At 49.8% G+C, this 11948-nt stretch carries 11 protein-coding genes; all 11 read right to left on the bottom strand.

The genetic code is table 11. The annotated features are described in order from the left end of the window. Nucleotides 1-37: 37 nt before the first annotated feature. The 11 genes from ACL9RG_RS00280 to pdxB all read right to left on the bottom strand — a co-directional run bounded on the left by ACL9RG_RS00280 (nt 38) and on the right by pdxB (nt 11934). Complete coding sequence (locus ACL9RG_RS00280) at nt 38-817, bottom strand: lysine/arginine/ornithine ABC transporter substrate-binding protein (RefSeq protein ID WP_422790570.1); 780 nt, start codon at nt 815-817, stop codon at nt 38-40. 378 nt (nt 818-1195) lie between these two features. Further along, entirely contained in the window at nt 1196-1768 is a 573-nt protein-coding gene (locus ACL9RG_RS00275; RefSeq protein ID WP_422790569.1) for a UbiX family flavin prenyltransferase, read from the bottom strand. Nucleotides 1769-1942: 174 nt separating this feature from the next. Further along, a complete protein-coding gene (gene purF, locus ACL9RG_RS00270) occupies nt 1943-3460 on the bottom strand; it encodes an amidophosphoribosyltransferase (protein WP_422790568.1) in 1518 nt (505 codons plus the stop codon). A gap of 30 nt (nt 3461-3490) precedes the next feature. Then, entirely contained in the window at nt 3491-3982 is a 492-nt protein-coding gene (gene cvpA, locus ACL9RG_RS00265; RefSeq protein ID WP_422790567.1) for a colicin V production protein, read from the bottom strand. A 478-nt stretch (nt 3983-4460) separates the two neighbouring features. After that, complete coding sequence (gene dedD / locus ACL9RG_RS00260) at nt 4461-5390, bottom strand: cell division protein DedD (RefSeq protein ID WP_422790566.1); 930 nt, start codon at nt 5388-5390, stop codon at nt 4461-4463. Beyond that, the gene (gene folC / locus ACL9RG_RS00255; protein WP_422790565.1) at nt 5380-6666 is read right to left on the bottom strand and encodes a bifunctional tetrahydrofolate synthase/dihydrofolate synthase; all 1287 of its coding nucleotides are present in this window, start codon (nt 6664-6666) and stop codon (nt 5380-5382) included. The genes dedD and folC overlap by 11 nt, the downstream gene beginning before the upstream one ends. A gap of 169 nt (nt 6667-6835) precedes the next feature. Next, the gene (accD, locus tag ACL9RG_RS00250) at nt 6836-7750 is read right to left on the bottom strand and encodes an acetyl-CoA carboxylase, carboxyltransferase subunit beta (protein ID WP_422791149.1); all 915 of its coding nucleotides are present in this window, start codon (nt 7748-7750) and stop codon (nt 6836-6838) included. A 279-nt stretch (nt 7751-8029) separates the two neighbouring features. After that, complete coding sequence (locus ACL9RG_RS00245) at nt 8030-8689, bottom strand: DedA family protein (RefSeq protein ID WP_422790564.1); 660 nt, start codon at nt 8687-8689, stop codon at nt 8030-8032. 106 nt (nt 8690-8795) lie between these two features. Continuing rightward, nucleotides 8796-9626, bottom strand: a complete 831-nt coding sequence (truA, locus tag ACL9RG_RS00240) for a tRNA pseudouridine(38-40) synthase TruA (protein WP_422790563.1) — start codon at nt 9624-9626, stop codon at nt 8796-8798. Next, a complete protein-coding gene (locus tag ACL9RG_RS00235; RefSeq protein WP_422790562.1) occupies nt 9626-10636 on the bottom strand; it encodes an aspartate-semialdehyde dehydrogenase in 1011 nt (336 codons plus the stop codon). Before ACL9RG_RS00235 ends, truA begins: the two co-directional genes overlap by 1 nt. A gap of 170 nt (nt 10637-10806) precedes the next feature. Continuing rightward, the gene (gene pdxB, locus ACL9RG_RS00230) at nt 10807-11934 is read right to left on the bottom strand and encodes a 4-phosphoerythronate dehydrogenase PdxB (protein ID WP_422790561.1); all 1128 of its coding nucleotides are present in this window, start codon (nt 11932-11934) and stop codon (nt 10807-10809) included. Nucleotides 11935-11948: the final 14 nt, after the last annotated feature.

Below are 11948 nucleotides of genomic sequence, written 5' to 3'. Positions count from 1 at the left end.
TGAGTGAAGAAAACGTTACCTGCACACAGGCAAAACATTAACCGCCGTATACATCAAAATCGAAATACTTCTTGGCCAGTTTGTCGTAAGTACCATCTTTACGGATTGAGTCAAATGCCTTATCCAGCGCGGCTTTCAGCTCGGTATCATCTTTACGCAAGCCCATACCCGTGCCCACGCCAAAGAAAGTGTCATCCTTCACAGCAGGACCGGCGAATGCATAGTCTTTACCGTTAGGTTGTTTAAGGAAACCTTCGCTCCCCGCCACTTCATCTTGGAACGCCGCATCCAGACGACCGGACGCCAGGTCAGCGTAAATCAGGTCTTGGTTCTGGTAAGGCACAACGTTGATGCCTTTTGGCTGCCAGTTAGCGTTAGCGTAAGCTTCTTGCGTTGAACCTTGCAGCACGCCAACGTTTTTACCTTTCAGGCCATCCAGAGTTGGGACAATTTTGGAACCTTTTGGCGCAATTAAACGGGCATTAGCCGCATAGAGTTTTTCGGTGAAGCTAATTTCTTCTTCACGTTTTGGCGTAATCGACAACGAGGAAATAATGGCGTCAATTTTCTTCGATTTCAGAGACGGGATCAGCGAGTCAAAATCGCCTTCAACGAAGGTGCATTTGATTTCAGCACGTTTACACATCTCGTTAGCCAAATCGATATCAAAACCGACTAATTTGCCGGAAGAGTTTTTAGACTCGAAAGGTGCATAAGTTGGATCTGTACCGATTTTGATGTCTTTTGGCGCAGCGGCAAAAGCACTAACGCTGGTCATCGCTAATACCAGAGGAAGAACCTTGAACAATTTTCTCATAAATTACCCTCAGCCATTGGTTATGTGTTGTCGTTTGTTTTTTATGTTGCCTAAGCAACTTTTATTGTGAGCCGCCGTTTTATATTGGCGACCTCTGATTGCACTACCCTGCAAGATATCTAGTAATGCCTTGCATTGATTCACGCTATGCAGCACTTATGCAAATATTATGCAGCTTTCATGCCGCTTTTTCGCCATTGCGCAGCAAATGCTCAGCCAAAAGATTATCTGCACAAAATTCGCTCAGAAAATCAGTCAGCTGAAGGTGTTGTGGCGCTAGCATGCTAAAAATTGCACCAAGATAAAACCAAACAAGATCACTTTTGGTGCACCGCTATCATTTCTGAACAATTTTGGGGCATCTTTAGCAAACTTGGTCTAGTGACTGCCCTGCCAACGAACAAATAAATCTTTTGGCAGTTCAATATCAAATTGGTCAATGACCCGGTTAACCGTTTGGTCAATCACCTCTTCAACGCTGGTCGGCCGATGATAGAAAGCCGGAACCGGTGGCATAATAATGGCCCCTAATTCCGCGGCTTGAGTCATCAACCGCAAATGCCCTAAGTGCAGCGGCGTTTCCCGCACGCACAGTACCAGGCGACGACGCTCTTTGAGCACGACATCCGCTGCGCGGGTAATCAACCCGTCGGTATAACTATTGACGATGCCTGAAAGGGTTTTAATTGAACACGGCAAAATAACCATGCCATCAGTCTTAAAAGAACCGGAGGAGATGCTGGCGGCAATATCACGCGTGTCGTGCACAACGTCGGCTAGCGCCTGGACATCACGCAACGGGAAATCGGTTTCTAGCGCCAGCGTTTGCCGCGCGGCATTACTCAACACCAGATGTGTTTCTATTCCCTCTACGTCACGTAAAACCTGTAGCAGACGAACGCCGTAAATTGCGCCGCTCGCGCCGGAGATCCCGACAATAAGTCGTTTCATAAAAACTACCTCTGAATGGGTCGTGACCTGCGTGACAACCTAAAAAATAATTGGGGGTGACTTTGCCGTAATGATAGCGCATTAGCAAGCCAAGCAGCGGGGAAAGGTGGGGATAATCATAACAATGAAGGATGTGCTTACGCTGACAAGTTGCCAGCGTAAGCACGCGAGGGGTTAGCCCTCGTTATGGATTTCTAGATTTTCAGCTTCTTGCTGGCCACGCAAAGCCTGCGCATCGTCGTTGCGCAGTGCTTCGAGGTATTCCAAGTAATCTTGATTGACGTCTTTAGTGACATAGATACCGTCAAATACCGAACATTCAAACTGCTCAATATCTGGGTTTTCTTCTTGTACCGCTTCAATCAGATCGCCAAGATTCTGGAAGATTAATGCATCTGCACCGATGATTTGGTTGATTTCACTCACTTCGCGACCATGAGCAATTAGCTCATTAGCGCTAGGCATATCGATACCGTAAACATTCGGGAAACGCACTTCTGGTGCCGCTGAAGCCAGATAAACGCGTTTAGCACCGGCTTCACGCGCCATCTCGACGATCTGTTGTGACGTGGTACCACGTACAATTGAGTCATCAACCAGCAATACGTTTTTATCACGGAACTCAGCGCGGTTAGCATTGAGTTTGCGGCGCACCGACTTACGGCGCTCCTGTTGACCAGGCATGATAAAAGTACGGCCGACATAGCGGTTCTTCACAAAGCCCTGACGATAAGGCTTATCCAGAATACGGGCGATTTCGAGTGCGATATCACAAGACGTTTCTGGAATAGGGATCACGACATCAATGTCCAAATCTTCCCAATCACGGGCGATTTTAGCACCTAATTTCTGTCCCATCCGGCGACGTGCGCTGTAGACAGAAATTTTATCGATGAAAGAGTCTGGACGGGCAAAATAGACAAACTCGAACAGGCAAGGGTTATATTGCGGGTTCTCAGCGCACATACGCGTGAACAATTGCCCTTGCTCTGTCACATAGACGGCTTCACCTGGTGCAACATCACGCAGGAATTCAAAGCCCAGCGTATCTAACGCCACGCTCTCAGACGCCACCATATATTCATTGCGACCGTCGGCCAATTGGCGTTTGCCAATAACCAGCGGGCGAATACCGTGCGGGTCGCGGAAGGCCAACATGCCGTGACCGATAATCATCGCCACACACGCGTAAGCACCGCGAATCTTCAGATTAACTGCTGAAACAGCAGCGAAGATGTTGTCAGCTTCCAGCGGGTAATGCTGGAAACGATCTAGCTCACTGGCCAGAATATTCAGCAGGACTTCTGAATCTGAAGAGGTATTAACGTGGCGACGCGCCCCTTCAAACAGCGTGTCTCTTAATTCATGCGCATTGGTCAGATTACCGTTGTGGGCCAAGGTGATCCCAAACGGTGAGTTGACATAAAACGGTTGTGCCTCGGAAGCGCTGGAACTACCAGCTGTAGGATAGCGAACATGACCCAGGCCCATATTGCCCTGCAAACGTTGCATGTGCCGAGCTTCGAATACATCTTTCACCAAGCCATTCGCCTTACGCAGACGGAAGTGGTTGTTGCTATCAATGGTGACGATGCCTGCGGCATCCTGCCCACGGTGTTGTAACACCGTTAACGCGTCATAAATCGACTGGTTTACCGGCATAAAACCGGCGATACCGACAATACCGCACATGTTGTCTTTTCCTCATCAGCGCTGCCAAAACTAAAGATGCTTTGGCAAGAAACTCGACGTGCTCTGCAGGTAGTCAAAGAACCACCTGATGATATAACTAAACTGCGGGATCAATTGCGACTGTTTCCAGTCTTCACTTTGTGAAAAGCCAGTAAACGTATCCAGGAAGAACAGCAGTGCTGATACGATCAACACGCCGCGCAGTGCGCCGAAACACACCCCTAACACCCTATCGGTGCCAGATAATCCGGTACGTTCTACTAACGACCCAATCACATAGTTCACAATCGCACCTACGATCAACGTCGCGATGAACAAGATGGCGATGGCGATCCCGTTTCGAACGACTTCATCTTCGAAACGCGTGAAATAGATGGCGAGGTAACTGTAATAATGACTGGCAACAAAAAAGGCACAGCCCCAGGTTACCAGTGATAAAGCCTCGCGAACAAAGCCCCGTATCAGGCTGACTAATGCAGAAAACCCGATAACCGCAATAATGACGTAATCAATCCAGACCATGACTTATTCCAGTAAAAAACGACTGAGCAACTTAATCCTTAACAGTCCTTAAGTGCAAAATCGCCTCCCGGCATCCGATTCGCGGCGAATTCTAACAGAAAAAGAAAACGTTTGCGTAGCGGAAATCTGCCGGTTGTAGAAATTAATAATGACGATGAAAAAAACATCAATCGCCGCAAAAACATAAGAAACATGACCTCTTGCTTCTTACGAAAAAAGGGCACAAAAAGTTGTGCCCTGATTAACTTATGTTCCCCCCCTACGAACGCAAAAGTCCCCAGGAGCTTAGATAACTAAGTGACTGGGGCAACTAAGGACAGCCAACGACCCTGCATCTCGAAAAATAACGGGGAAATCCCCTATAGCATTCGAGAGGCAGGTAGGCGGCAACCGAACGCCTCCCCAGGAGCTTAGATAACTAAGTGACTGGGGCAAGTAAGGGCAGCCAACGCCCCTGCATCTCGAAGGATGACGGGGATTAGTGAGCTGCGTTATAGGCGCGTATCAACCCACCATTCAAACCGCTCTGACTCTGCAACTCTGGTAGTGAGGCTTCCAGTTTTTGCTTGTTGGCTTCTGGACCGACAAACACGCGGGTTATCTCGCCTTGTACCGGTGTTGATGGCACCGTATAAGCACGGAAACCTGATAAACGCAGCTTGGCAACAATTTCCGTGGCTCTCGTGGCGTTCTTCAGCGCACCGAGTTGTACAATGTAAGCCTGTCCTGCCGGCGCTTTTTCTGGCTGCGTTTTTTCCTGCTGCTGCGGTTTTTCCGCTTGAGGTTTACTTTGCGCAGTAGATTGAGCTTGTGCAGCCTTAAGTTTCTGCTCCTCAATCTTTTGCTGCTCAGCGATACGCTGTTCAACTAAACGCTGCTGCTTCGCCGCTTTTTGTTCCGCTGCTTTCTGCTCAGCCAAACGCTGTTGGGCGGCTTTTTGCTCCGCCGCTTTCTGCTCGGCCGCCAAACGGTTTTGCGCAGCACGAGTATCAGCAGCTTTGGCATCCGCTGTTTTCTGCTCTGTATGCTTCGGTGGTGTGACCGGTTTAGATTGCGTTTGGCGAGATGTCGTCACCGCTGGCGGAGCTTGCGTTGAGGCGTTCTGGCTATCGTCAGGCGCATCATCAACGTCATCAGCACCATTTGCTGGCGCCGTGGTTGATGCCGCAGGATTACCCGCGTTAATCGCCTCTTTGGCTCCTTCAGGCGGCTGTGCCGGTAGAGATTGTGTCACAGACCCCGATGCATCTTGCTCGTGAGGATCACCCGGCTTTGGCACTAAAGGTATTGACGCAAATTCATCTTCATAATGCTTTTTTTTGCCGTCCAGTAATCCTGGCAAAATGATGACGCCCAGCGCCACCAAAATTACGGTACCCACCAGACGATTTTGAAACTTACTTGCCACTGGTATTCCCCGTATCTATTGCAGCCATAACCTGCGCTACCGTGTGAAAAGATCCGCAAACAATCACAATATCCTGACTATCAGCATCCTGCATCGCCTGTTGCCAGGCACTCAGTACATCATCAAATTGATAGCAGTTTTCCAGATGTTGTGCCAACTGCGCAACATCTGCCCCGCGCGGCCCGTCTAATGGCGCGCAATACCACAGATCAATCTGCCCCTTGAGAGTAGACAAGGTACCCGCGATATCTTTATCAGATAACATCCCGACTACCGCACGCACTTTCCCGCCTTGTTTTGGCAACGCCGCCAAACGTTCGGCCAAATAAGCCGCCGCATGGGGATTATGCGCCACATCGAGAATCAGTCTAGGCGAGGTACTGACCGTTTGGAAACGTCCAGGGAGTTGTGCCTGGCGTAATCCTTCTCGGATAGCCTCGTCACTAATATTCAATTCAGAATAGTGCAACGCAGCAAGTGCGGTAGCCGCATTAGCCAATGGAACATTAGGAAGAGGCAAATCGCTTAGTATGCGCGCCTCAGAAGCCGAGATGTCACACTCCCAACGCCATTGGTCATTGTTTTGGCTGTAGCGCCACTGCACGCCGAAGCGCCGCAAGTTTGCACCTTTTTCTTCGGCTACTGTGGCGATAGAGACTGGCATATCCGGGTCACCGACGACCGCAGGTCGGCCAGCGCGGAAAATACCCGCTTTTTCACGGCCAATGCTTTCGCGATCCTTACCCAATAAATCGGTATGATCCAGCGCAATGCTAGTCACTACGGCAATATTGGCATCAACGATATTGGTGGCATCTAACCGACCGCCTAACCCAACTTCGAGGATCACGACATCCAGACTAGCCTGTTTAAATAGTTGTAACGCAGACAGTGTAGCGTATTCAAAATAGGTCAGAGAGAACTCCCCTCTTCCCTGTTCAAGCAGGGCAAAAGCACTGCTGTGCTCGGCCTCACTTAATTCCTGACCTTGAATTCTGACTCTCTCGGTAAAACGCACCAGATGCGGTGAACTATAAACACCCACGCGAAAACCGGCGGCCAGAAGGATAGCTTCGAGTGTGCGGCAGGTTGTCCCTTTGCCGTTAGTCCCGGCAACGGTGAACACTTGAGGTGCAGGAGCGAGCAAATCCAGCTTTTTGGCTACGGCGCTAACGCGATCCAGCCCGAGATTGATGACTTGAGAATGCAGATTTTCAAGATAACGAAGCCACGTGGCCAAAGGCGACGTGGCTTGAGGAGTAGGTTGATTTTGCATAAGTTACGCTACCCAGTTTAGGCTTTAAGAAATAAACAAAGCATCACCAAACTTTGACAAACGGGCGATGTCCTTTTGTCAGAACAGCCTGTTTTGACGCCGTGCCGAGAATGGCACGGCGTTGAGGCAGCGAAATCGCCGCTTTTAATGCAAATACAGGCTGCGTAGATTACGCATCTTGATGATTATCAGCTGCACTATCCGGGGCTGGTGAAATTTCCACTACCTTCGGCTCTGGGCGGCCAGTCAATTTCGACAGTACGCTACCCAGTTTATTACGCAGCTCAGGACGACGAACAATCATATCAATCGCCCCTTTCTCGATCAGGAACTCACTGCGCTGGAAACCAGCAGGCAGTTTTTCGCGAACGGTTTGCTCGATAACACGCGGACCCGCAAAGCCGATCAAAGCTTTAGGTTCAGCCACGTTGATATCACCCAGCATTGCCAGACTCGCCGATACGCCCCCCATGGTTGGGTCGGTCAGTACGGAGATATAAGGCAGGCCACGCTCTTGCAGTTTGGCCAGAGCCGCACTGGTTTTCGCCATCTGCATCAGCGACATCAGTGCTTCTTGCATACGCGCACCGCCACTGGCAGAGAAACAAACTAGCGGGCAGTTGTCTTCCAACGCTTGTTCGACGGCGCGAACAAAGCGAGCACCAACAACAGAACCCATTGAGCCGCCCATAAAGGAGAACTCGAAAGCAGCAACAACAATCGGCATACCGTATAAGGTGCCTTTCATTACCACCAGCGCATCTTTTTCGTCGGTTTCTTTCTGAGCCGCGGAAATGCGATCTTTATATTTTTTCGAGTCTTTAAACTTAAGCACGTCTTTTGGCTCAAGTTCGCTACCCAATTCAACTTCGCTGCCCTCATCCAGGAATGTGAACAGACGCATACGCGAAGACATACGCATATGGTGATCACATTTCGGACAAACCATCAGGTTACGTTCCAGCTCTGCGCGGTAAAGCACCTGACCGCAACTACCACATTTCGTCCAGACGCCTTCAGGAATGCTCGCCTTACGGGTTTGCGAAACGTTGCTTTTATTAAGAATTCGTTCAATCCAGCTCATCGATGACCTTTCTGTTTGAACCTGGCATAAGCCAGTTCGCTGTTCATGCTGTAACAAGTCCCCTGGAAACCTACCCAATACACCAGATTTTACGCGCATCGACTGATGACGAAAAATCTGGAACAGACGGGTTGTTCGCAGGAACAGACCATAAATGCCGCTCATTAAACCATAACAGCCCGACGCTGTGGACAAAAAAATGAATCAGGTCTATAGGTTTAATGTCTGTATATTTAACATTTTCATGTTTTCACTCTGACGCTATCGTCAAAGTGATGCTTATTGCGCCTTGCTTTTAGCTGCCGCGAAGCGGTGACGTAAAACCTCAATCACAGCTGGCAGTACCGATATCACGATAATCGCCAGAATCACATATTTCAGATTGTTCTTTACGACATCGAGATTACCAAACAGGTAGCCAGCGTAAGTCAGTAACAGCACCCAGAATAGCGCCCCAATCACATTAAAGACGGCAAAGTGCTTATAAGACATCCGTCCCATTCCGGCAACAAACGGCGCGAAGGTACGAACGATTGGCACAAAGCGCGCCAGAATAATCGTTTTACCGCCATGTTTCTCGTAAAACTTATGAGTTTGCTCTAAATAACTACGACGAAATATTTTGGAATTCGGATTGCCAAACAAACGATCGCCAAACAGGCGACCAATAGTGTAGTTCACCGCATCCCCCAAGACAGCTGCAACAACCATCAAAAACACCATCATATGTACATCAAGATTACTGCTCGTTGCGGCTAATGCACCTGCTACAAATAATAACGAATCGCCCGGTAAGAATGGCGTAACCACCAGTCCAGTTTCACAAAATAGAATCAGGAATAAAATAGCGTAAATCCAAACGCCATACTGAGCGACCAGTTCGGCGAGATGTACATCAATATGCAAGATAAAATCGATAATGAAGTGGATGTAATCCATGGGGTTTAATTATCCTATTGGCTAGTTGTATTAACCGTTCGGTTATTAGTCGATTTACGTTTTAAAGCAGCATTAATTTAAAAACACTATTCGTTTAAAAAGTGGCTTAATCGGCAAGAAATAGCGGGCCAAGGCTCACCTTAGGCAACGCAAATTTCTCTGGATAGTCCACCGAGACTAAATACAATCCCTCTGCTTTCGCGGTCGCTGCGGCTAAATTCCTGTCTTTCGCCGCCAGCAATTCGGCCATCCAGTTCTCCGACTGATTCCCTGCCCCAACTTCTACCAAACTCCCCACGATATTACGCACCATATGATGGACAAATGCATTGGCTTTAATATCCACCACCACGTAGTTGCCGTGGCGGCTAACCTGCAAATGCATCATATAACGCCAAGGCGTGCGCGACTGGCACTGCACAGCACGAAACGAGGTGAAATCGTTCTCGCCTAGCAATGCCTGCCCTGCTCGTTGCATCTTTTCAACATCCAACGGCATGTGTACATGCGTGATCCCCGAACTGAGGATCGCCGGACGATAGCGATGGTTGTAGATAACATAACGATAGCGACGCGCCGTTGCGGTAAAACGCGCATGAAAATCATGCGGCACGTCTTTCACCCAACGCACGCCGATATCTTTTGGCAGATGGGTGTTCACTCCCATCGTCCACGCCGCATCTTTACGCTTAACCGGCGTATCAAAATGCACCACTTGACCTGTAGCACTGACGCCCGCATCTGTACGTCCCGCGCACTGGACAGTAATTGGCGTATCAGCAACTCGGCTTAAGGCCTGTTCCAAACAGGCCTGCACGCTGGCAACTTCCTGCTGACGCTGCCAGCCATAATAGTGGCTGCCATCATATTCAATCCCTAATGCGATACGGCTCACGCCGGGTGCTGCCATATCCTCAGGGGTTAACTCAACTGACATTAGTACCAATACTCCTGAATCAATTTCTCAGCGGTTTCAACCGCCATCAACGCACCACCAAAACGCACGTTGTCGGCAACTGACCAGAATTGCAGTAATTCAGGGATGCCATAATCATTACGCAAGCAGCCAATACTCAATGACGCATTACCAGACGCATCGCTGACCTGCGTTGGGAAATCATCTTCTTCGCTGAGGATAATATCGTCAATCTGCTCTAGCTCAGTACGCGCTTCTTCGGCAGATAATGGACGTAACCCTTCCAGATGAACGACCTGCGCATGGCCGTAAAATACCGGCGATTGCACACAAGAAACCGATATTGGCAACCCATCATCTTGCAGTACTTTACGCACCTGATCCACCAAGCGGCGCTCTTCTTTCACGCTGCCTTCGTTGTCGCTCAACAGTGGAAGCAAGTTAAATGCCAATTGCTTGCTAAAAATGCCCTCTTCAGCAGGGATACCGTTGAGCAAGCGTGCACTTTGGCCCGCCAAATCATCCACCGCTGCTTTGCCTAAAGCAGAGACAGACAGCAACGATGTCACATGCAAACGCGCCAGACCCGCTTGTTCGGTCAAAGGCTTAATTGCCGTCAGCAACTGGCTGGTCAGGCTATCAGCTACCGCAACGATATTGCGATTACGGTAGTGGGATAATGCATCCGGGTTAACGCCAGGTACTACCAGCGGTACGTCGTTTTCCAGTGCGAACAGGCCGCTGCTGTCAATGACCAGGCAGCCTTGACTGGCCGCTTCTTCGGCATATTTGGCTGAAGCTTCAGCTCCGGCGACAAAGAATGCCAACTGCACCTGTGACCAATCGAAATCGCTCGCATCCTGTACGCGCAGGCTTTTGCCGTTATAACGGATCGTTTGACCTGCGCTACGTTCGCTAGCTAAAGGGAAAAGTTCACCAACCGGGAACTGACGTTCAGCCAGCAGTTCCAGTAACGCATCACCCACGGCACCCGTGGCACCGAGCAGTGCGATATTCCAGCCATCAGACATGTTGGTATTCTCCAGAAAATGGTAAGACAAAATGCAAAGGGGCGATTATTCACCGCCCACAAAAATGGATGTATTGATTAGGCCCGTTCGTCGCCAAAGCATGGCGGCCAAGAATCTGACAGCAAAGAATCTGACAGAAAAGAGTATGGCAGCGAATGCTTAACGCGAACTTAAGATAACTGACTCGTAAAACCGAGTTGTTGCAGTAACTCGACAGTGGCCTGGTTATCACAGTTCACCCGCAGCGATGACCATTCGCGACGTTCTTCGTAGAACTTACGTAGTCGGTCAAACTCACCTGCTATGGCGGCAACCCGACGTAATGGCGCATCGTCGCGGCGCACATCATACACTAAGTGGATAAGACGTAGCAGTTTCGCTTCGCTCAGTTCACCGCGTAGCGTCACTTCAGCAAATTCTGGTGGTGGTAACAGTGTATCCAGCGGCACCTGCTGCGGCTGGCCGATAAACTGGCTAAATGCTTCAAAGACTTGCGTGGTTCCACGCGCTTTACCTTCCAGGCTGTAGCCAGCAATGTGTGCGGTACCGATAGCGACTTTTTCGAGCAACTCCAGTGACAATGCTGGCTCTGGCTCCCAAACGTCGAGAACAGCAGTCAGTTTTTTCGGCCCGTTAAGCGCAGCCAACAGCGCCGCGTTATCGACCACTTCGCCACGACAGGCGTTGATCAAAATACGGCCTTCCGGCAATGCATCCAGCAATTTAGCATCCGCCAGATGATGCGAACGATAAGGGCCGTCAACATTTAATGGCGTATGGAAGGTCAGTACATCAGCTTCGGCCACCAGCTTTTCTAACGGCCAAAATTCCCCGGCATCACCACGATCGGCTCGCGGTGGATCACACAGCAATGTGCGTACCCCCAAGGCATTCAGGCGCGCATTCAGACGGGAACCCACATTACCGACACCGATAATCCCCACGGTTTTGTCACGCAGTTGGAAACCATCGCGCTGGGCCAAAATCAACAGCGCCGAGAAAACATATTCCACCACAGCAATGGCATTACAGCCAGGTGCCGCTGAGAAACCCAGTCCTTGCTGCGCCAGCCATTGATCGTCAACGTGATCGGTCCCTGCCGTCGCGGTACCAACGAATTTTACTGGCGTTCCACTCAGTAAACCTTCATTCACTTTGGTGACAGAACGCACCATCAGGGCATCCGCCGTGGTCAGCGCATCTTGCGGGATTGGGCGTCCAGGCACAGCTTGAACCTCGCCCAATCGGCTAAACAGCTCGACCGCATAAGGCATATTTTCATCAACCAGGATTTTCACGTTGTTCTCCGCCA

This window comes from Rouxiella sp. Mn2063 (assembly GCF_049319665.1).
Taxonomy (GTDB): Bacteria; Pseudomonadota; Gammaproteobacteria; order Enterobacterales; family Enterobacteriaceae; genus JBMOUD01.
Note: the sequence above shows the minus strand (reverse complement) of the source record. Positions and strands in the feature narration are given on the sequence as shown.